Genomic DNA, 24,444 nt, shown 5'->3' on the forward strand with positions numbered 1-24,444 from the left:
TACAGAAAGTTATTGCAATAAAAGCCTTCAATCCCGTATAATGTCCACTATGTACATACAAAAGTCTTTGGGGTGAGGACGTTCGTGAAAGAACGCTATTATTTGGTCCGGGAGGACATTTTGCCCGATGCGGTGCTGAAGACCATGCAGGTCAAGCAGCTGCTGGAAGCAGGAGATGCCAAAACCGTACACGAGGGCGTGGAACAGGTCGGGCTTAGCCGCAGTGCTTTTTATAAATACAAAGATGGGATACACTTAATTCATCAGCTGGAGCGCGAGCGCATTGTGACGATCTCGATTGATCTGGAGCACGAGTCGGGCATGCTGTCCAAGGTGCTCGGTTCGGTGGCCGTTCACGGGGCGAATGTGCTGACGATCCATCAGAGTATCCCGCTGCAAGGACGGGCGAACGTGGTGATCTCTGTCGAGATCTCCCATCTGAATGAAGAGCTGGGCGACTTGCTGGACAGTCTCAAGGCAATTCCCGGTGTGAAGCGTGCGTTAATTATTGGTCAGGGGTGAGAATACGAATGAAGCCGGTTAAAGTAGGTCTGCTGGGTCTGGGTACTGTGGGTACGGGCGTTGTCCGTATTGTGGAAGGAAATCAGGAGGATTTGAGCAGCCAGGTCGGCTCGCCGATCCTGATTGAACGGATTGCCGTGAAGAATACGGAGAAGCCGCGTGATATCGAAGTGGACCCGTCCAAGATTACCGATGATCCATGGGCCGTTATCCGCGACCCGGAGATTGATGTCATTGTTGAGGTCATGGGCGGGATCGCAGGGACGAAGGAGTACATTCTGGAGGCACTGGAGCGCGGCAAGCATATCGTAACAGCCAATAAGGACCTGATGGCTCTGCACGGCTCGGAGATTCTGGCCAAGGCACAGGAGAAGCAGTGCGATGTGTTCTATGAAGCAAGTGTGGCGGGAGGCATTCCGATTATCCGCACGCTGATCGAAGGCTTTTCCTCGGATAAGATTATGAAGATTATGGGGATTGTGAACGGGACAACCAACTACATCCTTAGCAAAATGAGCCAGGAAGGCGCATCTTACCTCGACGCACTGCATGAAGCGCAGGAGCTGGGATATGCCGAGTCTGATCCGACGTCCGATGTGGAGGGACTGGATGCAGCCCGCAAGATGGCCATTCTGGGCACGCTGGGCTTCCGGACCAATGTAGAGCTGAGCGATGTCAGTGTAAGCGGGATTTCCGGCGTCAGCAAGGAGGATATGGCTTTTGCCAAACGGCTGGGGTACGAGATGAAGCTACTCGGAATTGCCGAACGCCAGGATGAAGCATTCAGCATTAGCGTCCAGCCTACGATGATCCGTACGAACCACCCGATTGCCTCCGTGAACGGCGTCTTTAATGCGGTATATGTATATGGTGAGGCTGTAGGGGAGACGATGTTCTACGGTGCGGGGGCAGGGGCGATGCCTACGGCAACCTCGATTGTGGCGGATCTGGTGGCAGTCATCAAGAACCTGAAGCTGGGGGTCAACGGGCTTAAGCAGATTGTGCCGTACAAGCAGAAGAAGCTGAAGAGTGACGAGGATATATATTACAAAAACTTCCTGCTGCTCCATGTCGATGACAAGGCGGGTGTACTGGCGAAGATTACCCAGGTGTTTGCCGAATATGATGTCAGTCTGGATTCCGTTGTGCAGCAGGCCAATCCTAATAATCCTGATGCCGAAATTATCATTGTCACACATAACGCCAGCAGAGCGAGTATGAACAAAGTGCTGCGCCATCTGGAGCAACTGAATGTCATTCACCGCATCAAAAGCCATTACCGTGTAGAAGGCTAACTATCGCAGGTGTCCATGGAACACAGGGCTTGCGCGCAAATATAATGAAGGAGATTTACCCGCCATGAGTATTTACGGAAGGTCTAGAGTGAAGGTCCCTGCGAGCACGGCCAACCTCGGTCCGGGCTTCGATACGCTGGGCATGGCTCTGTCGCTGTATGCCTGGATTGAAATGGAGGAAGCCGCTGAAACGGTGTTTCATCTGTATGGAGATGAGATGGCCGGTCTTCCCCGGGACAAAAGCAATCTGCTCTACAAGGTTGCGCAAATGGTATTTGCAGAGGCCGGGGTCCAGGTTCCGGAGTTGTCCATCTCCATGTATTCGGAAATCCCGCTCACCCGCGGGCTGGGCAGCAGTGCTTCGGCCATTATTGGCGCGCTGGCTGCGGCGAATGCTATGATAGGTTCACCGCTGGGTCAGGCGAAGTTGTTCGATATGGCTACAGCGATCGAAAAGCATCCCGATAATGTCGGAGCCTCGCTCTTCGGGGGAATTATTACGGCCGTGTGGGACGGTGAACATGCCGATTACATCCGGATTGAGCCGCCGCAGGAGCTGGAATTTCTGGTGGTCATTCCTGAATTCGAGCTGGAGACCGTCAAGGCCCGAGAGGCACTGCCTGCGGAGGTAACAGTGAGCGATGCGGTTCATAACATCAGCCATACCTCGCTGCTCACTGCAGCGTTAGCCGCAGGACGGCTGGACCTGATTGGCACAGCGATGCAGGACCGGCTGCATCAGCCCTACCGTGCACCGCTGGTGCCGGGGATGGAGAAGCTGCTGGCTGAAGCTCCGGGCCACGGCGCGCTGGGGATTGCGCTTAGCGGTGCAGGCCCGACCCTGTTATGTATGGTGGACCGCAGCGAGCAGCGGAAGCAGGAGCTGGAGCTGTTTTTGACAGAGACCATGCAGGAGAACGGAATCTCTGCCCATACCGTATGGCTGTCCCCATGCACCACAGGTGTCACGGCAGAGCTGCTTGAAAGAAACGGGATGCAAAACGAATCATTTTTGGATATGATAAAAGGAGAATTACAGTCATGAAATCAATAGCGTTATTGCCTCAGGGCTCCGTCTCGCATGAAGCGCTGCTGCATTTATTTGGCGGTAACCCTGCTCATCTGGAGCATCATAAGCTCATCTCCGATGTCTTTCTGTCCACGGCTGGCGGAGTCACCGATTACAGCGTCATTCCGATTGAGAACACGATAGAAGGCTCGGTCAGCCTGCATATCGACTGGCTCATTAATGAAGTGAATCTGCCGATGCAGGCGGAGTGGATTTTCCCGTCGATACAGAATCTGATCAGCTGTCCGCAGGAATTCACGAAGGAGAACGGGGACAAGGATTATACCAGGATTGTCAAGATCCTGTCCCATCCGGTGGCTATGGCGCAATGCACGCAGTTCATCCGTAAGGCTATGCCCTGGGCTGAGCTGGAGTCTGTGGGAAGCACCTCTGAAGCGGTTGAGATTGTGAAGGGCAATCCCGGCAAAGGCTGGGCTGCCATCGGTACCGCGCTTGGAGCCGCTACGCACGGGCTGGAGGTTGTGGAACGCCAGATTACAGACCATAATAACAATTACACACGGTTCGTGCTGGTTGGTCCGCAGAAGCTGGAGCTTCCGCAGAAGAGCAGTGGAGACAAGACGAGTATTCTTGTTACGCTGCCCGAGGATTTCCCTGGTGCACTGCATCAGGTGCTGGCTGCTTTTGCCTGGCGTAAGCTGAACTTGTCCCGAATTGAATCACGGCCGACGAAGAAGAAGCTGGGTACTTATTATTTCTATATTGATGTGCTGGAACCGATAGAATCGGTACTGCTCCCGGGTGCGATTGAAGAGATCAAAGCCTTGGGCTGTCAGGTACGGATTCTGGGGTCCTATCCCACATACACCTATGAGGAAGAGAAAGCGGAGGTGCAGTAAGTTCATGGCTGAGCAATGGATCTATCTGGATGGACAACATGTAACGAAGGACAAGGCAATGGTGTCCGTATTCGATCACGGTTTTTTATATGGAGACGGAATTTTTGAAGGTATCCGTATTTATAACGGCAACATCTTCAAGTGCAAGGAGCATCTGGACAGGCTGTATGATTCGGCGAAGTCGATTATGCTGGACATTCCGTTGGCCTATGATGAGATGCTGGAGGCTATGGCCGAGACAATTCGCCTGAACGAAATGCGGGACGGGTACATCCGGCTGATCGTATCACGCGGTCCCGGCAACCTGGGTCTTGATCCGCGCCGCTGCCCCAAAGCGAGTGTAATTATCATTGTTGAGCAGCTCGCGATCTACCCGGAACAGGCTTATCTGAACGGACTTCGTGCCGTTTCGGTGTCCCAGCGCCGCAATATCCCGGATGCGCTGAATCCGAAGATCAAATCGCTGAACTATCTCAACAATATTCTGGTGAAGATTCAGTCGAATCTGGCGGAAGCCGATGAAGCAATCATGATGAACGCTCAAGGGTATGTAACCGAAGGCTCCGGCGATAATATCTTCATTATCAAAAGAGGGGTAGTCTATACACCGCCTTGTTACCTGGGTGCCCTGGAGGGAATCACCCGTCTGGCGATCATTGAGCTGTGTGAGAAGCTGGGACTGCCGCTGAAGGAAGAGCCGTTCACCATGCATGATGTCTATATTGCCGATGAAGTCTTCTTCACCGGAACAGCGGCTGAAGTTATTGCTGCCCGTGAGATCGACGGCAGAGTCATTGGTTCCGGCCAGGCCGGGCCGATTACCCTGCAATTGCTGGAAGAATTCCGCAATGTGGTTGATAAAGACGGATATAAGGTTTGGGAATAGTACAGTAATTTCGCGTGAGCGAATAGAGAAAAATCCTTTCATGCCAAGCATGGAAGGATTTTTTTTGCATATAGGGATGTCATTCGCCCATGGGCTGCATAAGATGTAGTAACGAAGGAGGCGGCTGTACCGCAACTACCGAATCTGGAGGGCTATCATCCCTGAACCGGGGTGCAGTGCCGATCAATAGATACTTTTAGGAGGTAAATGCTGCGTGAAAATACACATTGTTAAGCAAGGTGATTCGCTGTTCGCGTTATCACAGAAGTATGGAGTGCCGCTGCAAAAAATAATCGAGGCCAATCCGCAAATCACCAATCCAGATGTGCTTGCTGTAGGAGACAAGGTTAAGATCCCGGCTGCGCCCGTAGCTCTGCCTGTTCCGGACAACAACGATATCTACTATAAGCATACAGTCAAGCAAGGCGATACCTTATGGAAGCTCTCCAAGGCTTGGGGAGTTACACTCAAGGATATGATTGATGCCAACCCGCAGCTTAAGAACCCTAATGCACTGATGACGGGTGAAGTCGTGAATATCCCTAAGAAAGTCAGCACCTCTCCAATCCAGGCCCAATCCATCGATCCGGTAAAAGCTAATACGACCCCAATTCAGGCTCAGTCCACCGCTCCGGCAGTGGTCGATAAAACGGCGATTGGCGGTAAAACCTACACTGGTGTCATCGAAAAGCCGGCTCCCGCACCAGCGCCAGTTCCTGCACCTGCTGCAGAAGCAGTCCCTATTCCGTTGGCGGTTCCTGCACCTAACCCTGCACCTAACAAAGCGCCGGAAGTCAAGCCGGTTCAGGAAGCCGTCTATGAGAAACAAAGCTTGTATGTGCAAATCTCTGTTCCCGCGCAGGAAGAGAAAACCAAAGAAGTGCATCATAAGTCAGAGGTTCAGCCTGCCGCCTGGGATGAGGGTAAAACCTCGCCCTGGGGAAAGAGCGATGGCTATCCCGGCCTTAGCGAGAATCCGTATTTTATGAATTATGCACCCGTGTATCCCGTATATGAGCCAATGGCCAATATGAATATGAACAATATGAATAACGCTCCAAGTTATGTTCAGCCTGCAGCGTTTATGCCGGAATGCCCGCCGTTCTATGCTCAGCCGGTTAATCCTTGTCCGCCTGGACAATACCCCGGAGCATGGTATCCTAATGCAGAACCGGATTATAACAATGTGAATATGTCAGCAGTCAGCCCTGTCAGTGACAATGCTGCGTTTGCTCCGCAGTACCAGAGTGAGCAGGTGAATCTTCCGTGGCCTTCCTGCGGATGCGGCGCAATGTCGATTCAGCCCTATCCTTATGAGCAGCCGATGTATAACGGGTATCCGGTGTACGGCATGCCGCAGATGGGGATGGTTTCTCCTTATGCTGGAGGAATGAATGCCATGCCTAACGCGGTGTCACCGATGTATGAACAGCCTATGGTATCGAATATTCCGCCATATCCGGCTTATCCGGGCATGGAGAATTTCGCCCACAACCGCGTACCCGAGATTCAGATTCCTGAGCCTGTAGTGGAGGAAGCGGAGGAGGTGCCGGATAAGGGGCGCACTGAGGCCACAACAGCAAAGGATACAAAACCAGGGAAATCCAAACCTTCAGCGGCAAAAGCGAAAACCTCCAGCCAGAACTCTGCCGCCAAGGATAAGGCCCACTCCAAGCCGCGTTCAAGCTCAAGCGGACGTTCAAGTACAGATAAGAAGAATCAGACTCCTTGGATTCCCAATTAAGAGGATAGTCCCTAAGAGGAGAGTTGCACATGCAGGTCCTGCTAGATATGAGGGCCGGCATGTGCTTTTTGGGCATGGTTATACAGGTACAGAGGCTTGTATAGGATATCTATGAAAGTCTATAGTACTATCTCGAAAATAGTAGAAATTAAGGGTTGTTAGCAGGGATATATAATGTTATATTATATATCCAATCGCAAGGCGGGTGCCTTGCACAAGGTTGGACATGTTGCTCTGATGAATACACACTTTGCTTCATCGAAAATAAGTGTTGCATTCAGAAGAAGAACATGTTATATTATAAAAGTTGCTGATGACGAGATGATCGATGTCAACAACGAGTTTGATCTTTGAAAACTGAACAACGAGTGAGTATCGGAGATCGCTTCGGCGAGATCCAAAATTAGAGAATGTAACCATTCTCGTCAGATGTTTCAAAATGAGCAATCGCTCTTTCTAAATACCAATTTGGAGAGTTTGATCCTGGCTCAGGACGAACGCTGGCGGCATGCCTAATACATGCAAGTCGAGCGGAGTCTGAAAGGAAGCTTGCTTCCTTTCAGACTTAGCGGCGGACGGGTGAGTAACACGTAGGCAACCTGCCCTCAAGCCTGGGATAACTACCGGAAACGGTAGCTAATACCGGATAATTTCTTTTTTCTCCTGAGAGAAGAATGAAAGGCGGAGCAATCTGCTGCTTGGGGATGGGCCTGCGGCGCATTAGCTAGTTGGTGGGGTAACGGCCCACCAAGGCGACGATGCGTAGCCGACCTGAGAGGGTGAACGGCCACACTGGGACTGAGACACGGCCCAGACTCCTACGGGAGGCAGCAGTAGGGAATCTTCCGCAATGGGCGCAAGCCTGACGGAGCAATGCCGCGTGAGTGATGAAGGTTTTCGGATCGTAAAGCTCTGTTGCCAGGGAAGAACGTCCGGTAGAGTAACTGCTACCGGAGTGACGGTACCTGAGAAGAAAGCCCCGGCTAACTACGTGCCAGCAGCCGCGGTAATACGTAGGGGGCAAGCGTTGTCCGGAATTATTGGGCGTAAAGCGCGCGCAGGCGGTTATTTAAGTCTGGTGTTTAAACCTTGGGCTCAACCTGAGGTCGCACTGGAAACTGGGTGACTTGAGTACAGAAGAGGAAAGTGGAATTCCACGTGTAGCGGTGAAATGCGTAGATATGTGGAGGAACACCAGTGGCGAAGGCGACTTTCTGGGCTGTAACTGACGCTGAGGCGCGAAAGCGTGGGGAGCAAACAGGATTAGATACCCTGGTAGTCCACGCCGTAAACGATGAGTGCTAGGTGTTAGGGGTTTCGATACCCTTGGTGCCGAAGTTAACACAGTAAGCACTCCGCCTGGGGAGTACGGTCGCAAGACTGAAACTCAAAGGAATTGACGGGGACCCGCACAAGCAGTGGAGTATGTGGTTTAATTCGAAGCAACGCGAAGAACCTTACCAGGTCTTGACATCCAACTAACGAAGCAGAGATGCATCAGGTGCCCTTCGGGGAAAGTTGAGACAGGTGGTGCATGGTTGTCGTCAGCTCGTGTCGTGAGATGTTGGGTTAAGTCCCGCAACGAGCGCAACCCTTGACTTTAGTTGCCAGCAGGTTGAGCTGGGCACTCTAGAGTGACTGCCGGTGACAAACCGGAGGAAGGTGGGGATGACGTCAAATCATCATGCCCCTTATGACCTGGGCTACACACGTACTACAATGGCCGGTACAACGGGAAGCGAAGCCGCGAGGTGGAGCCAATCCCAGCAAAGCCGGTCTCAGTTCGGATTGCAGGCTGCAACTCGCCTGCATGAAGTCGGAATTGCTAGTAATCGCGGATCAGCATGCCGCGGTGAATACGTTCCCGGGTCTTGTACACACCGCCCGTCACACCACGAGAGTTTACAACACCCGAAGTCGGTGGGGTAACCCGCAAGGGAGCCAGCCGCCGAAGGTGGGGTAGATGATTGGGGTGAAGTCGTAACAAGGTAGCCGTATCGGAAGGTGCGGCTGGATCACCTCCTTTCTATGGAGAATCGTCTTCTGCAATGAAGACATTCAAATCGGAAGTATTACTTCCACAACTCAGGTTTAGGCCTGTTACTCACTCGTTGGTCAGTTTTGAGAGTTTAAGCTCTCAACTTTAACTTGATCCTTGAAAACTGGATACCGAAACGAATTTGCGTTTTAGAACATTCCTTTAAGCTGAACTTGTGTAAACAAGTTTTGAATTAATGGCGATGCTAAGTGGTTTTCCTAACGGAAAACGCATTGGTTAAGCTACTAAGAGCACACGGAGGATGCCTAGGCGCCAGGAGCCGACGAAGGACGTGGCGAACAACGAAACTGCCTCGGGGAGCTGTAAGCAAGCTTTGATCCGGGGGTGTCCGAATGGGGAAACCCAGCTGTGGTAATTCGCAGTTACTCGTATCTGAATACATAGGATACGCAGAGGCAGACCAGGGGAACTGAAACATCTAAGTACCCTGAGGAAGAGAAAACAATAGTGATTCCGTCAGTAGCGGCGAGCGAACGCGGAACAGCCTAAACCAAGGGGCTTGCCTCTTGGGGTTGTGGGACGTCTCACATGGAGTTACAAAGGAATATGGTAGGCGAAGAGGTCTGGAAAGGCCCGCGATAGAGGTAAAAGCCCTGTAGCCCAAACTGTGTTCTCTCCGAGACGGATCCCGAGTAGTGCGGGGCACGTGAAACCCCGTATGAATCCAGCAGGACCATCTGCTAAGGCTAAATACTACCTGGCGACCGATAGTGAAACAGTACCGTGAGGGAAAGGTGAAAAGCACCCCGGAAGGGGAGTGAAATAGAACCTGAAACCGTGTGCTTACAAAAAGTCAGAGCCCTTTCTATGGGTGATGGCGTGCCTTTTGTAGAATGAACCGGCGAGTTACGTTTAACATGCAAGGTTAAGGTGAGAAGCCGGAGCCGCAGCGAAAGCGAGTCTGAATAGGGCGACTGAGTATGTGGACGTAGACCCGAAACCGTGTGATCTACCCCTGTCCAGGGTGAAGGTGCGGTAACACGCACTGGAGGCCCGAACCCACGCATGTTGAAAAATGCGGGGATGAGGTGGGGGTAGCGGAGAAATTCCAATCGAACTCGGAGATAGCTGGTTCTCCCCGAAATAGCTTTAGGGCTAGCCTCGGTGAATGGAGTGGTGGAGGTAGAGCACTGATTGGGTGCGGGGCCCGCAAGGGTTACCAAGCTCAGTCAAACTCCGAATGCCATTTACTTCTTGCCGGGAGTCAGACAGTGAGTGCTAAGATCCATTGTCAAAAGGGAAACAGCCCAGACCATCAGCTAAGGTCCCCAAGTGTGTGTTAAGTGGGAAAGGATGTGGAGTTGCACAGACAACCAGGATGTTGGCTTAGAAGCAGCCACCATTGAAAGAGTGCGTAATAGCTCACTGGTCGAGTGACTCTGCGCCGAAAATGTAACGGGGCTAAACACACCACCGAAGCTATGGCTAGATGCTTTGCATCTGGGGTAGGGGAGCGTTGTATATACGTTGAAGGTGTACCGTAAGGAGCGCTGGAGAGTATACAAGTGAGAATGCCGGTATGAGTAACGAAAAGATCAGTGAGAATCTGATCCGCCGAAAGCCCAAGGTTTCCTGAGGAAGGCTCGTCCGCTCAGGGTAAGTCGGGACCTAAGGCGAGGCCGACAGGCGTAGTCGAAGGACAACAGTTTGAAATTACTGTACCACCGTAATCCGCTATGAGCGATGGGGTGACGCAGGAGGGTAGTGACGCGGACTGATGGATGTCCGTCTAAGCAGTGAGGCTGGTGTGTAGGCAAATCCGCACATCGTTAAGGCTGGGCTGTGATGGGGAGCGAAAATTATAGTAGCGAAGGTCATGATCTCACACTGCCAAGAAAAGCCTCTAGTCAGGAGAAGGTGCCCGTACCGCAAACCGACACAGGTAGGCGAGAAGAGAATTCTAAGGCGCGCGGAAGAACTCTCGTTAAGGAACTCGGCAAAATGACCCCGTAACTTCGGGAGAAGGGGTGCCTCGGTAGGGTGAATAGCCCGAGGGGGCCGCAGTGAAAAGGCCCAAGCGACTGTTTAGCAAAAACACAGGTCTGTGCGAAGCCGTAAGGCGAAGTATACGGGCTGACGCCTGCCCGGTGCTGGAAGGTTAAGGGGAGCGGTTAGGGGTTAAACCCGAAGCTGTGAACCGAAGCCCCAGTAAACGGCGGCCGTAACTATAACGGTCCTAAGGTAGCGAAATTCCTTGTCAGGTAAATTCTGACCCGCACGAATGGCGTAACGACTTGGGCGCTGTCTCAACGAGAGATCCGGTGAAATTTTAATACCTGTGAAGATGCAGGTTACCCGCGACAAGACGGAAAGACCCCATGGAGCTTTACTGCAGCTTGATATTGAATTTGGGTACGATCTGTACAGGATAGGTGGGAGCCGGTGAGGCAGGAGCGCAAGCTTCTGCGGAGGCGCCGTTGGGATACCACCCTGATCGTATCTAGGTTCTAACCTAGTGCCCTCATCGGGTACGGGGACCGTGTCAGGCGGGCAGTTTGACTGGGGCGGTCGCCTCCTAAAGAGTAACGGAGGCGTTCAAAGGTTCCCTCAGAATGGTTGGAAATCATTCGCAGAGTGCAAAGGCATAAGGGAGCTTGACTGCGAGACCTACAAGTCGAGCAGGGACGAAAGTCGGACTTAGTGATCCGGTGGTACCGCATGGAAGGGCCATCGCTCAACGGATAAAAGCTACCCTGGGGATAACAGGCTTATCTCCCCCAAGAGTCCACATCGACGGGGAGGTTTGGCACCTCGATGTCGGCTCATCGCATCCTGGGGCTGAAGTAGGTCCCAAGGGTTGGGCTGTTCGCCCATTAAAGCGGTACGCGAGCTGGGTTCAGAACGTCGTGAGACAGTTCGGTCCCTATCTGTCGTGGGCGCAGGAAATTTGAGAGGAGCTGTCCTTAGTACGAGAGGACCGGGATGGACGTACCGCTGGTGCATCAGTTGTTCCGCCAGGAGCATGGCTGAGTAGCTACGTACGGACGGGATAAGCGCTGAAAGCATCTAAGCGTGAAGCCCCCCTCAAGATGAGATTTCCCAACATGTAAGACCCCTTGAAGACGACGAGGTAGATAGGTTGGAGGTGGAAGTGCAGCAATGCATGGAGCTGACCAATACTAATCGGTCGAGGGCTTATCCAAAAAGACTAACACGCAGATTCGTTTCGGATTCAGTTTTCAGGAATCAAATTGTAATTTATGGAGCTCAAGTAGCTCTGTAAAGAAGATTTGTTTTCAGCATTTGGCGATGCTGAGACCTGAATAATAGCATTTGATATTCAAATGCCCGTTTGGTGGCGATAGCGGAGGGGTTCCACACGTACCCATCCCGAACACGACCGTTAAGCCCTCCAGCGCCGATGGTACTTGGACCGAAGGGTCCTGGGAGAGTAGGACGTTGCCAAGCACTTAAGACCACTGTTGATTATCAATGGTGGTTTTTTGTTGCGTGACTTTATCTATTCGATGCTGGTATACCTGGATTCAGGCTATGGCGGAAGCATTACCTATGACACTAGTGGAAGAAGAGTATTTCATAGAGATTGTGGGCAGGCTGAGACGCGAGGGACGAGATGTCCGTCATTTAACCTTGTCTGCTTCCTCTGAGACTCTATACAGTTGACTGGAGAGCCGTGGTGAAGGCAGGAACTCCTGGGCCGCTTTACAGATGCAGAGGTGCCTTAGAGGATTTGGGAGTAAGCACTTCGCATATGCTGTAGATACTGACCATATACAATATTAATATTTCTATTGTATTATACTATTTTATTTGATATAATATCTTTTGTTGTCGAAAGATTGTTTGCTTATCTGGCTCGTTGGTCAAGGGGTTAAGACACCTCCCTTTCACGGAGGTAACATGGGTTCGAATCCCATACGAGTCACCACTTTCATCTTTAATAAATTAATGGTTGTATATCTTATGAAAATGTGTTATGATCATTAAGTTGCTTCTTCGATGGAGGCTTAGCTCAGCTGGGAGAGCATCTGCCTTACAAGCAGAGGGTCGGGGGTTCGAACCCCTCAGCCTCCACCATGCAGACTTTGCAAGCTAGAAGAGAATATTTTTTACTGACGCGGGGTGGAGCAGCCCGGTAGCTCGTCGGGCTCATAACCCGAAGGCCGCAGGTTCAAATCCTGCCCCCGCAATATTATCTTGGAACCGTGGTGTAGTTGGCCTAACATGCCTGCCTGTCACGCAGGAGATCGCGGGTTCGAATCCCGTCGGTTCCGCCATTTTCATTAAAGCAGTTGAATACATACCGTGTGCGGACGTGGCTCAGCGGTAGAGCATCGCCTTGCCAAGGCGAGGGTCGCGGGTTCGATTCCCGTCGTCCGCTCCATATTTTGCGCCCTTAGCTCAGCTGGATAGAGCGTTTGACTACGAATCAAAAGGCCGGGAGTTCGAATCTCTCAGGGCGCGCCATTACTATTTTATTGAATGTTTTTCATCTTAAATTTAATTATCCATGATGGATATATATGATATTAAGCCGGCGTGGCGGAATGGCAGACGCGCTCGACTCAAAATCGAGTGGGAAACCGTGGAGGTTCGAGTCCTCTCGCCGGTACTACCAAAAGGTTTATGACATTGTATTTTGGACAATGTCATAAACCTTTTTTGTTTTTATTGCACTGAAACTATAATAACTGATTTAGCCTGCTTTCAGGCTCTTCCCCGTTTTGTACACGTTTTATATTCTTTATGAAGAAATCATATCTTTTTTGGTGGAATTTCCGGCCGTCAGGCATTCCTGCGGTATGGGGAGTAAGGATCACATTATCCAGAGTGCGGAGCTCACTGTCTATAGGAAGCGGTTCGGATTCATACACATCCAGGCAGGCTCCGGAAATATCTCCGTTTTTTAATGCGTCCAGCAAGTCTCTTTCGTTGACAATCCCCCCGCGGGCGGTATTGATAAAAATAGCAGTATTCTTCATTTTCTTGAAGACTTCTTGGTTCATCAGGTGCTTGGTTTGCTCAGTCAAGGGTGCGTGAACACTGACGATGTCGGATGTGCTTAGGAGTGTATCGAAATCGGTCATTTTCACTATGCCGTCCGATGGCACTTCGGTACTTCTCGCATAAGCCAACACATTCATATCAAAAGCGCTGCAAAACGCAGCTACCTTTTTTCCGATAGCGCCCAGCCCGATAATCCCCATGGTTTTGCCCTCTAATTCACTTCCTGTGTACTCCAAATGATGTTCATCCATCCTGTTTTTCATGAAATGATCAAGAAACGGAATGTTTTTATAATAAGCCAGCATTAGTGCCATTACGTGCTCGGCCACGGCCTGAGCATTCACTCCTGCCGCATTGGCCACCCAAATGCCGAGCTGTGTACAGGCGGGGATATCGACATTATCATAACCTGCACCTGTCTGTACCAATTTTAATTTTTTGGCGCTAGCCAGCAGGCTAGGGTCCACTTGGATATGTTCAGGAATGAGGACCTGGCAATCTTCAATATGATGCTGCATATCTTGTCCGGGCGGGACAATGATAACGTTCCAGTCTTGCGGAAAATACCCGGTAATCTTTGATTGTGCAGTTTCGTTAAAATGACCAACGATGAGAACCTTCATAGCTAAACCACCTTTTCATAACCTGGACTATTTGACCCCTTGTCTGTGTTAATGATAATTTTAGACATAAAGAATAATGTTGTAAAACGCAAATATTTTGTGAACTATATTAATATTTTCTATATATTGAGGAGGTATTCTATGTATTTTCCTGGGATAGAAGCGTTTTTAGCTATCGTACGGACTGGGAGTATAAGTAAAGCGGCCGATCTGCTGCATCTGTCACAAGCAACGGTAAGTTACCGCTTAAAGACATTAGAGCAAGGGATGGGCGGCCTGTTGGTGGAGCGAAGAAAAGCCTAGCGTTACTGTTCAACCGTTTTTCACTGAAGAAATGGTGCTGTTGCGCTTGGCTGTACCAGGGCGGCAGGCTGGAGATACGGTGAAAATGGAAGAATTGGCGGCAGAGCATGAAGTCCTCGTCAATTGGAATCGGGAGTTTCAATTCAGACATGACCAGTGGTGGGACCCGCTGTGTCCGTCCCGTGTACATCTGGACTCAGCGGGACTCATCACTACTTTTTTGACGAATGCCAGACAATGGACGATTGTGCCCGCTTCGATTGGCGTCCATATGAGGGGGATGGGAGAATTTGTTCTTCAGAAGCTGGCGGTGTCAGTGCCCCCCAGAGTAGGCTATAAGGTAACTCATAAGTTTCCAAACCAGGCGTTACACGAGCCCCTTCAGATTCTTGATAACTATCTGCGAGATACATTTGGAGTCCAATGACCTGGCCGCAGTGCTGTGCAATCATTGTATCCGCTTGGAAATCGGGTGGTCTGCGTTCATCAGCAGCAGGTCCCACAGGTTGCCGTACAAATCCTTGAATACCGCAACGATTCCATAAGCTTCTTCTTTGGGTTCTCTAACGAATTCAATCCCCCTGGAGACCATTTCATGATAATCTCGCCAGAAGTTATCGGTGTTCAGAAATAGGAGTACTCGTCCGCCTGCCTGATTGCCGATAAAGAACTCCTGTTCGACTAGAGCAATGTGCACAATGGACTGAAGCATCCCGGTCATCCTCTCATTCTAGGCAATGGTATAGCTCTTATTATTCTACTATGAATGGACCTAATCTACACCAGCTCAATTACCGCCATCTGATGATTCTCCAGGTAAGGAATCGTGTAGGTGATCCCGCCCCCGCTGCTGACGGTGAACGGCAGCTCTGTCATCGACGGGGCCAGATAGACCCGGTGGACGGGGTCAGAGGAGGGGAGGCGCAGGCTGACGGAAATGTCCCGCAGCGGCACAATATCCTCGATGACTTCGATCCGGCCTTTGAGCGCGGGAGCGGCGTAGAGCAGATGGTGCACATAGCGCTGTTCTGCCTGCTGGTACTGCAGGGTCGTTATGCCCCGGGCCGGCAAAGTAGTGCGAAGGGAAGGAAGCGGAAGCAGCCGCGACAGTGCATGCAGCACCATTTCCTTCAGGATAAGATGGCCGGCATCCGCATACTCGCTGAATACATCCCAGGCAATATAGATCCCGCTGCTGCTCTCCACCATCCCCGGCCCATTGTCTTCCTGTGCACCCGGCGTATGCTGGTGCGAGCAGAAGGTGAAGACATCGCGGTTGAAATAAGGATTCTCCAGATGACCGAGCGATTGTCCTTCCAAGAGTTCCACCAGCTGACCCTCGCCGTACATTACATAGGATGCAGGCAGCAGGGCGCCGGGCGTGAAATGGGGCTTGAAGTAAGACGGCCGGTAAGGGTTGGCCCCCAGCCAGCTGATCCCCAGGTTCAGTGCAAAAGCATCGCCTGCCGGATTCAGGCCGGAGCGTCCGGTGGCCAGCACCTTGCCGCCTCCGGCGGTAAAGGACCCGATCGCGTCGGCCAGCTCCGGCCATACGGGCACCTCATCGGGCAGCACCAGCACTTTGTAGGCGGTGAAGTCGCTGAACGTATCTACGATGTCATACAGGTAATGGCCTTCTGTCAGTATGCGTACCGCACCGGCATCGGCCAGATTGCGTTCCCCCCTGCGTGCCTGTCCGCCGGGGCAGGCTTCACGTGCAGCCTCCAGGGACAGGACGGCAATATCTGCAACGGACGTAACCCCGCTGCACCACTCCTCTTTCGCCTCCACCTCGCTGTAGGCGGCGCCAATCAGGGCATAGGTCGCTTCATCCATCCAGCCGGAAGGGTGAAGCTGGTCGCCGATGGAGCATTGGGCGCCATGGGCGAGGCTGAGCGCGGCTTCGAACCGCAGCGCGTTCGGATGCTTATACCCGCCGAATTCGCCCCAGGAGGTATGGAATTTGCCGGTCATGCCGAGGAATTCCATGCCGAGCGTCTGGGCGTACCGTGCCGACAGCGGGAAATGGTCATACCCCCAGCCTCCGGTAGGAAGCGACTCCAGCTCCAGATGGCTGTTGACCTGTACCAGATCGCGGCGTCCCCGCTGCTGATGGCCGTTGTTGTGATAGACCGGCAGGCCGGGCTTCACGGCATCAATCGTCTCCCGCACACGGCGGGCATAATTCAGGTAGGTCTGCTCGCCGAGGGCGATGACGGCTGCTTCGTCGCGGGGCTCCCGGCCGGCTGCCCGCAGGGCGGCGACGCAGTATTGGCAGCGGCACTTGCGGACGCCGACAATGTCGAGGAAGATACCGTCTGCCTCGTACCGGGAGACGGCCTCATGAATCTGGGCCAGCAGGATGTCCAGGTAAGGCGTGTTCAGGCAGAACTCATGGTAGCCCGGGGTCATGAAGTCTTTTACCCAGCGTGTACGGTCCTCGGCATCGCGGATCAGCCACTCCGGATGACGGCGGGCCAGCTTCTCATCAAGACCGGCTGACAGATAAACCGGAGTATTGACCCCGATTTCATGAGCGGCTTCAATCATCTCGCCCAGCAGGTCAAAGGAGAGGCCGGGATGAATCTCATTGGCGTCGCTGGGATGATAGGCCCAGCCGTGATGGCATTTGGAGAATACGGTGACCGAGTCTACGTGACCTGAGCGCAGCATGGACTGGAACTGGGATTTGGAGAAGGCCTGCCCGATGCCGGGAATGGCTTCAGAAGTATGGAAATCAAGATGAACCTGACGGAAACGCATGGATACACAACCCCTTAGAGAATTGGATGAAAAGCGGATTCCCAGTCAATGTACCTCTTTTCCGCCGTGGCAGCCAGTGATAATATAGACTTTGAATAGCACAAAATCGACCTGAGACAAGGGGGGGCTATGATGCTGTGCCTGGAATTTGCGATTCCCCCGCTGCCGCAGCTGGTTACGGTGGGACATGCGGTCTGGTCTCCGGGGGACCGGCATTTCGCCCGTACGTTCGGTGTGTACGATCTGCTGCTGGTCAAGCGGGGAACGCTCTATATGGCAGAGGAAGGCAAGGAATACGCAGTGGGTGCGGGACAACTGCTGGTGCTGGAGGCGGGAAGGTCGCATGACGGGTACCGGTCCTGTGCGGAGGATACGGAAATTTACTGGGTGCACTTCATCCATGAGCATAAGCCGGGATATATCCGGCGCGGGGAGATCCCCTGGTCTTCACTGCTGGCTAAGGGAACGGTGGAGGATGAGGAGCCGTCTGTGCAGCAGCGCCTGTACCTGCCCAAATTCGCCCCGGTTGATATAGAGGCATTGGAGCCGGTACTGCAGGAGATGAACGAGATTCACAGCCGGCTGAGTGCAGAGAACGCACTCCGGCTCCAGCTGCTGCTGGCCAGTCTGCTGGCGGCGCTGCAGGCGGAATGCCAGCGGACGGGCCAGCCGGAGCCGGCGGCCCGGCTGGCCCGGGCTGCCGCTGCCTATCTGGATGTCCACTGGAGACAGCCGTTTCATCTGGCCGGGCTTGCGGAGGAGCTGCATTTCCAGGCGGATTATATTACGAGGTGCATGAAGCAGCATATCGGCACGACGCCGCTGCAGTATGTGCTGCAGCGGCGCCTGGAGGAAGCGAGGAAGCTGCTTGGCGGTACGGTGCTGGACATTGCTGAAATTGCCGAACGGGTCGGTATTCAGGACCCGAACTATATGACACGCCTGTTCAGCATGAGGTACGGTGTCACCCCCGGGGCCTACCGGCGGCGGCTGCGTATGCGGGATGAGGCCACCGCCGATACGGAGGAAATCTGAGCGATGGCCGGGGATAAGGTCAGGAATTCTGGATTCGCTCGCGGTACTGGGTGGGGGTGCAGTTGAATACTTTGCGGAACTGGCGTGAGTAGTAATTCTGGTCATGGAAGCCGCTGTCCATCGCCACCTGGGAGACGCTTAGGCCGGGGCTGCGCAGCAGCGTGCAGGAATAATCCAGCCGCTTGCGGATCACATAATCCATCGGCGTGGTCTGGTAGTTGCGGGTGAACACTCTCAGGAACTGGCGGGTGGACATATAGGCCATATCCGCCATGGACTGCAGGGTGACCGGCTGCAGGAAATGCTCCTCGATATAGGTGACCGTCTCACCGATCCGCAGCGCCTTGTTATCCTCATGACCGCTGCTATTCTGATAATAACGTGAGAGCATGCCTACCAAGGCGGTGAAAAAGGTGCGGATCATCAGCCGGTATCCTTCAGGCTGACGGTCATGCTCTTCCAGAATGTCATCCAGCAGCCGCGTCGCCTCCCGGAGCTGCCCGGCTTCCAGGGAGAGCATGCCCTTGAAGTACATCTCCTTCCGGTAGAACGGCTCGATATAGAATAATGCCTGGAACCCCGGCAGCAGTCTGAGCTCGGACTGCTGGAGCAGCTGTTCAGGCTGGAACATCACATTGACGTATTCGATGCCTTCGACATTCTTGTAGCCATGGGAAACGTTGCTGTGGATCAGAAAAACCTGGCCGGCGGTAACCGGATACTCTCTCCCTTCAATGATATGCACGGCGTTTCCCGACAGGATGACGACCAGCTCGGAGAAGTCATGGCTGTGGACGTAGTAATCATGGGTCAGCGGGCACTTCTGGATTCTGAAGGTGAAGCCGGGCTCAAGTCCAATGTCCCGCGCTAGTATTTTGGTTGTCATGGCAATATTATGCTAAAGAAGGTCGGGATCGTCAAGGCGGAGAACGGCGGGCGGCGCTACCATTAGATTGCGGGCATATTTGCCTGGCTGGGGACAGCCGGGGGGACCTGCGTAATGGTCAGGAGGGAAAAGAATGCTTCATTTACTAAATCACAGCGTACTGAATCATAAAGAAAAACCAAGTACCGGAAATCTCCGGATACTGTTCCTCGGGGACAGTATTACGGCAGACGGCCGGTATATCGGCCTGGTCCGGGAATGCTTAAGCAGGCACCGGCCGGAGCTGGCGGTGGAACTGCTTGCGTGCGGGGTTCCCAGCGAGACCGTCTCGGGACTCAGCGAAGCCGCGCATCCATTTCCGCGGCCCTGTGTCCATGACCGGCTGGCAGGCGAGCTGGCGGCGGCCAGTCCCGATGTGGCCGTTGCCTGTTACGGGATGAATGACGGGATCTATCATCCCTTCTCGGAAGCGCGCTTTGCAGCCTATCAGTCCGGGATGAAGCGTCTGAGCGCTCTTATCCGTGAAGCGGGAGCCGCTGCCGTGCTGCTGACACCGCCGCCGTTTGATGCCGCCTCGATGGACGGTCCGCTGCAGCCCGCAGAGGCGGCTGATTTCAGCTATCTCGCACCTTACCGGGATTATGACCGTGTATTGGAGCGTTATGCGGACTGGCTGATCTCCGGCGGCTGTCCTGCGGACGGTGTCATCGACATACGTACACCGCTGCTGGAGCATATCCGGCATGAGCGGCTGCTTCATGCCTCTTACTGCTACGGGGACGGTATCCACCCGGATCTGTCCGGTCACAAGATCATGGCGCAGGTGCTGCTGCGGGAGTTGTTCCGCCAGGATCCGGACGAACTCCGGGAGCAGCCCAGTTCCTGAACCCCTGATTGACAAGCAAAATAGCGCGGGATTATAGTAGTGTCACCCTAAGAGCCGGGAGAGAGGACCATGAATATACTTCAGACAATCCGTTCGCGCAAATATTTACAGCGGATTCTGCTCAGCTTCATGCTTGTTGTCGCCACACTGGCGGCCGCTTCGCTGTTTGTGAACTCGGGCGCCCGCAGCAAGGTGCTCAGCCTGCAGAACGAGGCAGACCGCAAGCTGCTGACCCAGATTAATTACAATATAGAGAACATGAACGGCATCGTTAAGGATTTGGCCGTATCTCTATACAATGATGAGGAGCTGCTGGCTCTGAAATCAGGTGCGGATTACAGGCAGAGCATTCTCAAGATCGAGCGCCTGAATCATACCGTGGCGGCTTCCCCTTATCTGCACGCTGCCGTGTTCTATAACGGCGCCCAGCACCGGTTCTTCTCGTCGCTGAATCATGAGATTGATAACCGCGTTCTGTACGATTCCCTGAAGGGTTACATGGGTTCCCGGGCGGATCTGCCCAAGCTGCAGCTGATTCCCCTGGACCTTGACGGAAAAGGCGGGGGCATAGACGTCTTTGCCTTCTTCCTGTATGACGGGGAGTCGCTGGGTTCAATCAATGACAACGTGCTGATATTGACGGTGAAGCCGGGGTGGATGCTTGATAATATGAAAGCGCTTAATCAGGTGGCCGAGCGGCAGAATGATGTCCTGTTCGTAACGGACAGCGAGGGTGAGGTGCTTATTTCTACGGACGGCCTGCTTCCTGCCGGGCTGAATATCAGGGGGGAGCTGCTGCCGCGGATCAGCGCCTCGGGTAAGCCGCTGGATTCCTTCAATTATACACATGAAGACAGGAAGTATAAGGTCACTTATCTGAGCAAAGCGCTGAACAACTGGCAGATTGTCAGCATGCAGGATTACGATGTTGTGCTGGGCAGCATCCGGCAGATGAAATGGACGGAAATTGCGGTTACGCTGTCTGTTGTTCTGCTGGCCGTGCTGTTGTCCGTGTTCTTTGCGGTGCGGCTGTATAAGCCGGTCGGCCAGCTGCTGACGCTGGTGCCGCAGGAGGCGCACGGCACTCCGCAGGCGAAGGATGAGCTGTCGCTGATTGCGGCCAATGTGACCGAGATGATCAGCAAGCTGAAGGGGCTTGAGCTGGAGCGGGCCTCGCAGTCGAATATTGCCAAGCTCTATCAGCTGCGCAGCCTGATCGGGTCCAGCCACAGCATGGATGAGTCTGCCTTCAGGCAGCTCAGGGAGCAACATGGCATTGACATCGCTTATCCGTCTCCGCTCCGTCTGGCGCTGGTGCAGATCGACAATCTGCAGGGGCTGGCCGCCGAACCGGGGCTGCCGATGGAGTCCCTGCTGTATTTCGCCATTGCCAACATCGGCCAGGAGCAGCTGCGGATGGAAGGCACTTGTGAAGCGGCCGATATGAAGAGCGGCCATCTGGTCTTTATTGCCGGGAGTGACGACAGGGAACTGGCGAAGCTGGAGGAACGGTTCAGGGAGCTACAGCAGATGATCGGCAACTATTATCATATTACTTTTACAGTCACGCTGAGCGAAGTGTTCACGGATTACCGCGACATCACCCGGCATTACAATCTGGCCATCCGCCACTCCGGCTACCGGATGATCTACGGCAAGGGGGCGGTGCTTGAGCCGGGGATGCTCCGGGAGAATGAGGCAAATGAATCCCTTCGTATCCCGCAGGAGCTGGAACGGCAGCTGACGGAGGGACTGAAGGGCGGGGATCTGGCAGAGACGGAGCAGACGATCCGCAAATGGAGAGAGCTGCTGGGCAGCTTCAGCTACGAGAATATGTTCTCTGCGGTGCTTCATCTTGCGGTTACGCTAAGCAGCACGCTTGGCGAGATGAACAGCCGCAACGTCAACCCGGTCTCAGTCAACCTGCAGGCCGTCAACCGCCGTATTCTGGAAAAGGAAACGCTGGATGAGATCGAGGCTGTGCTCCTGGAGGTGGTGCGTGAGGTCGCTGAGCAGCGGCGGAGCGGGCGCGAGGACAAGAACAGGCTGCTGGCGGAGACCGTGAAGGAAATTATTGATAAGCATTACGCCGATCCTGACCTTAATGTGCAGCGCATCGCCGACATGCTCAAGATGAGCTCCGTCTATCTGGGCCAGGTATTTAAGGCGCAGGAAGGAACGACGGTGGTTGATCAGATCAACGCAGCCCGCCTGGCCTGCGCCAGAGAGTATCTGGAGCAGAAGGACCTGACCGTTACAGAGATTATGGAGAAGGTCGGGTTCGGGAATGAAAGCTATTTCTACCGCCTGTTCAAACGCCGCTACGGCACCACGCCGAAGGAATACCGCCTGAAATCGGCCATTGACCGCAGCACATAAACAAAGCCAATAAACAGGTTTTTCAGCCTTAAGCCAGGCCCGCTAATGGACATTGTTCCTATAGCGGGCTTTTTTCTGCGCGATGCATGCCACGGCCCGGACGGAGCAGGAATCTGGCAACAATACAGCCCGGATCTACAGCAATCTTGCAATTGTACAGTAACGCAGTGGCCTGGTTCTGCGCTATGTTAGTCGTGCAAAGCCTGGGACACAGGCACACAGCTGCAGCTAAGGAAGGAAAGGAAGGGGCTTTGGTTATGTTGAATAAGGTTCCGCTGGCGGAACAACAAGCAAGCTCAGGGGCGCCGCCGGCTACGCGCAAGAAATCCTGGATTGGCAGGGAGCTGGCCCATTTCAAAAGCAACCGGGAGCTGTTCCTGCTCTCACTGCCGGGACTGCTGTACAAATTGATTTTTGCCTATATTCCAATGATCGGCCTGATTATCGCCTTCAAGAACTACAGGTACGATCTCGGGATCTTCGGCAGCAAATGGGTGGGGCTGGACAATTTCCGTTACTTATTCACTACGGATACGGCGTGGCGGATCACCCGTAATACGGTTCTATATAATACCGCGTACATTCTGGTGGGGACCTCGGCAGCGCTGCTGCTGGCGATTCTGATGAACGAAATCAAGGCGAAATGGAGCAAGTTCTACCAGACGGCCCTGTTTCTGCCGCATTTCCTGTCCTGGGTGCTTGTAGGTTATGTGGCGTACGCCTTCCTGAACCATTCGGACGGATTTATCAACCGCACCCTCGAATCCTTCGGGCTGAACCCGGTGAGCTGGTACCAGGATGCCGGGCCGTGGCCGGTGATACTTATTCTGGTCCAGCTATGGAAGGTGGTGGGGTTCAACACGCTGATTTATTTTGCCGGCATTATCGGCATTAACAGCGAATATTACGAGGCGGCGCGGATCGACGGGGCGACCAAGCGGCAGATGGCCTTCAAAATCACGATTCCCCTGATGGCCCCGATCATCATCATTATGCTGATCCTGTCTATCGGCAATATGTTCCGCGGCGACTTCGGCCTGCATTATTTCATCCCGAACAACTCGGGCTTTCTCTACGGCTCTACCGACATCATTGATACCTATGTGTACCGCGCGCTGCGTGAAGTCGGCAATGTAAGCATGTCTGCGGCTACAGGCTTCTACCAGTCGGTGGTCGGTCTGGTGCTGGTGCTGACGGCCAACGGAATTGTGCGCAAGATCGATCCCGATAATTCCCTGTGGTAAGGAGGTGCCCTGAGCATGGGCAAAACATTCGAATTTTCCAAGCTGTTCATTAATCTGCTGTTTACGGTGCTGTCGCTGGTGGTCATTCTGCCGTTTGTGCTGGTCATCGCAGTCTCGCTGACGGATGAAAAGTCGCTGACTGCAAACGGGTACCAGTTCATCCCCGAGTCCTTCAGTCTGGATGCCTACCGCTATCTGCTGGACGCGCCTGACATCCTGCTCCGGGCCTATGGCGTGACCTTCACGATAACCATCATCGGCGCGCTGACCGGGCTGTTGCTGACCGCGATGACGGCATACGTGATTTCAAGGCAGGATTACCGGTATAACCGGGCGACGACCTTTTATGTATTTTTCACCATGCTGTTCAGCGGGGGGCTCGTTCCTTCCTACATTCTGATTACGCAATATCTGCATCTGAAGGACAGCCTGCTGGCGCTGATTCTGCCCATCCTGCTGTCGCCGTTCAACATTATGGTCATGAAGGGCTTCATGTCCAAGATCCCGCTGGAGATCATCGAATCGGCCAAAATCGACGGCGCACGGGAATTCCGTATTTTCTTCCGGATCATCCTGCCGCTCTCAACGCCTGCGCTGGCTACTCTGGGCCTGCTGATTTCCTTCACCTACTGGAACGAATGGTTTAACGCGATGCTCTACATTGATGATCCGAACAAGGTGCCGCTGCAGCTTCTGCTGGTGCGGACGCTCAACAGCATCGAGTTTCTCACGACGAACTCTGAATTTACCGGGCAGCTTGGCATTGATCTGAGCAGCTTCCCCAACAGCTCCGCGCGGATGGCGATTGCCGTACTGGCCGGCGGACCGATGCTGGTGATTTTCCCGTTTTTTCAGCGGTTTTTCGTCAAAGGGCTTACGGTTGGCTCCCTAAAGGGTTAACATACAATTACATGTACTAAGT

The 24,444-nt window shown here is 53.4% G+C and carries 16 protein-coding genes, 7 tRNA genes, 3 rRNA genes and 1 pseudogene; 23 read left to right on the forward strand and 4 right to left on the reverse strand.

Annotated features, from left to right (window positions below):
• Positions 1-84: 84 nt before the first annotated feature.
• From MHH78_RS09620 to MHH78_RS09695, 16 genes are all read left to right on the forward strand, one after another.
• Positions 85-522: an ACT domain-containing protein gene (locus tag MHH78_RS09620; protein WP_036698990.1), complete on the forward strand. Its 438-nt coding sequence runs from the start codon at positions 85-87 to the stop codon at positions 520-522.
• 8 nt (positions 523-530) lie between these two features.
• A complete protein-coding gene (locus MHH78_RS09625) occupies positions 531-1,817 on the forward strand; it encodes a homoserine dehydrogenase (protein ID WP_341167263.1) in 1,287 nt (428 codons plus the stop codon).
• A 64-nt stretch (positions 1,818-1,881) separates the two neighbouring features.
• A complete protein-coding gene (gene thrB, locus MHH78_RS09630; protein ID WP_341167264.1) occupies positions 1,882-2,862 on the forward strand; it encodes a homoserine kinase in 981 nt (326 codons plus the stop codon).
• Entirely contained in the window at positions 2,859-3,746 is an 888-nt protein-coding gene (gene pheA / locus MHH78_RS09635; protein WP_076079463.1) for a prephenate dehydratase, read from the forward strand. Before thrB ends, pheA begins: the two co-directional genes overlap by 4 nt.
• Positions 3,747-3,750: 4 nt before the next feature.
• Positions 3,751-4,632: a branched-chain-amino-acid transaminase gene (gene ilvE, locus MHH78_RS09640; protein ID WP_209877020.1), complete on the forward strand. Its 882-nt coding sequence runs from the start codon at positions 3,751-3,753 to the stop codon at positions 4,630-4,632.
• A 214-nt stretch (positions 4,633-4,846) separates the two neighbouring features.
• Positions 4,847-6,376, forward strand: a complete 1,530-nt coding sequence (locus MHH78_RS09645; RefSeq protein WP_076079465.1) for a LysM peptidoglycan-binding domain-containing protein — start codon at positions 4,847-4,849, stop codon at positions 6,374-6,376.
• 465 nt (positions 6,377-6,841) lie between these two features.
• Positions 6,842-8,402: ribosomal RNA gene (locus MHH78_RS09650) — 16S ribosomal RNA — on the forward strand.
• A 247-nt stretch (positions 8,403-8,649) separates the two neighbouring features.
• Positions 8,650-11,578 (forward strand): 23S ribosomal RNA (locus MHH78_RS09655).
• Positions 11,579-11,726: 148 nt separating this feature from the next.
• A 5S ribosomal RNA gene (rrf, locus tag MHH78_RS09660) occupies positions 11,727-11,843 on the forward strand.
• The 16S, 23S and 5S rRNA genes sit together here with 7 tRNA genes alongside, the layout of an rRNA operon.
• A gap of 406 nt (positions 11,844-12,249) precedes the next feature.
• Positions 12,250-12,324, forward strand: a tRNA-Glu gene (locus tag MHH78_RS09665).
• A 73-nt stretch (positions 12,325-12,397) separates the two neighbouring features.
• Positions 12,398-12,473, forward strand: a tRNA-Val gene (locus MHH78_RS09670).
• Between the two features lie 39 nt (positions 12,474-12,512).
• Positions 12,513-12,586: transfer RNA gene (locus tag MHH78_RS09675), tRNA-Met, on the forward strand.
• 9 nt (positions 12,587-12,595) lie between these two features.
• Positions 12,596-12,673 (forward strand) — tRNA-Asp (locus MHH78_RS09680).
• Positions 12,674-12,705: 32 nt separating this feature from the next.
• A tRNA-Gly gene (locus MHH78_RS09685) sits at positions 12,706-12,780 on the forward strand.
• Positions 12,781-12,786: 6 nt separating this feature from the next.
• Positions 12,787-12,863 (forward strand) — tRNA-Arg (locus MHH78_RS09690).
• A gap of 66 nt (positions 12,864-12,929) precedes the next feature.
• A tRNA-Leu gene (locus MHH78_RS09695) sits at positions 12,930-13,008 on the forward strand.
• Between the two features lie 70 nt (positions 13,009-13,078).
• On the opposite strand, the gene MHH78_RS09700 is transcribed toward MHH78_RS09695, so the two are convergent.
• A complete protein-coding gene (locus MHH78_RS09700; protein WP_341167265.1) occupies positions 13,079-14,026 on the reverse strand; it encodes a hydroxyacid dehydrogenase in 948 nt (315 codons plus the stop codon).
• A gap of 141 nt (positions 14,027-14,167) precedes the next feature.
• Between MHH78_RS09700 and MHH78_RS09705 the strand changes: the two genes are divergently transcribed.
• Positions 14,168-14,329 (forward strand): helix-turn-helix domain-containing protein, encoded by a 162-nt coding sequence (locus MHH78_RS09705; protein ID WP_341167266.1) that lies wholly within the window; start codon positions 14,168-14,170, stop codon positions 14,327-14,329.
• Positions 14,330-14,375: 46 nt separating this feature from the next.
• Positions 14,376-14,756, forward strand: coding sequence for a hypothetical protein (locus tag MHH78_RS09710; protein WP_341167267.1), 381 nt, complete (start codon positions 14,376-14,378; stop codon positions 14,754-14,756).
• Positions 14,757-14,777: 21 nt separating this feature from the next.
• Here MHH78_RS09710 and MHH78_RS09715 read toward each other — a convergent pair.
• Positions 14,778-15,008, reverse strand: a pseudogene (locus MHH78_RS09715) (VOC family protein); the annotation flags it as partial.
• A gap of 98 nt (positions 15,009-15,106) precedes the next feature.
• A complete protein-coding gene (locus tag MHH78_RS09720; RefSeq protein ID WP_341167269.1) occupies positions 15,107-17,092 on the reverse strand; it encodes an alpha-amylase family protein in 1,986 nt (661 codons plus the stop codon).
• Between the two features lie 129 nt (positions 17,093-17,221).
• Between MHH78_RS09720 and MHH78_RS09725 the strand changes: the two genes are divergently transcribed.
• Positions 17,222-18,127: an AraC family transcriptional regulator gene (locus MHH78_RS09725; RefSeq protein WP_341167270.1), complete on the forward strand. Its 906-nt coding sequence runs from the start codon at positions 17,222-17,224 to the stop codon at positions 18,125-18,127.
• Positions 18,128-18,146: 19 nt separating this feature from the next.
• Here MHH78_RS09725 and MHH78_RS09730 read toward each other — a convergent pair whose 3' ends face one another.
• A complete protein-coding gene (locus MHH78_RS09730; RefSeq protein ID WP_341167271.1) occupies positions 18,147-19,013 on the reverse strand; it encodes an AraC family transcriptional regulator in 867 nt (288 codons plus the stop codon).
• A gap of 133 nt (positions 19,014-19,146) precedes the next feature.
• On the opposite strand from MHH78_RS09730, the gene MHH78_RS09735 reads away from it, so the two are divergent.
• The 4 genes from MHH78_RS09735 to MHH78_RS09750 all read left to right on the forward strand — a co-directional run bounded on the left by MHH78_RS09735 (position 19,147) and on the right by MHH78_RS09750 (position 24,422).
• A complete protein-coding gene (locus MHH78_RS09735; RefSeq protein ID WP_341167272.1) occupies positions 19,147-19,899 on the forward strand; it encodes a GDSL-type esterase/lipase family protein in 753 nt (250 codons plus the stop codon).
• A 69-nt stretch (positions 19,900-19,968) separates the two neighbouring features.
• Positions 19,969-22,278 carry a helix-turn-helix domain-containing protein gene (locus MHH78_RS09740; RefSeq protein ID WP_341167273.1) on the forward strand — a complete coding sequence of 770 codons (2,310 nt, stop codon included), beginning with the start codon at positions 19,969-19,971 and terminating at the stop codon, positions 22,276-22,278.
• 257 nt (positions 22,279-22,535) lie between these two features.
• Positions 22,536-23,522, forward strand: coding sequence for an ABC transporter permease (locus MHH78_RS09745; RefSeq protein ID WP_340980052.1), 987 nt, complete (start codon positions 22,536-22,538; stop codon positions 23,520-23,522).
• Positions 23,523-23,537: 15 nt separating this feature from the next.
• Entirely contained in the window at positions 23,538-24,422 is an 885-nt protein-coding gene (locus tag MHH78_RS09750) for a carbohydrate ABC transporter permease (RefSeq protein WP_036732429.1), read from the forward strand.
• Positions 24,423-24,444 lie beyond the last annotated feature (22 nt).

This window comes from Paenibacillus sp. FSL H3-0333, assembly GCF_038002805.1.
Lineage (GTDB): Bacteria > Bacillota > Bacilli > Paenibacillales > Paenibacillaceae > Paenibacillus_AQ > Paenibacillus_AQ silagei.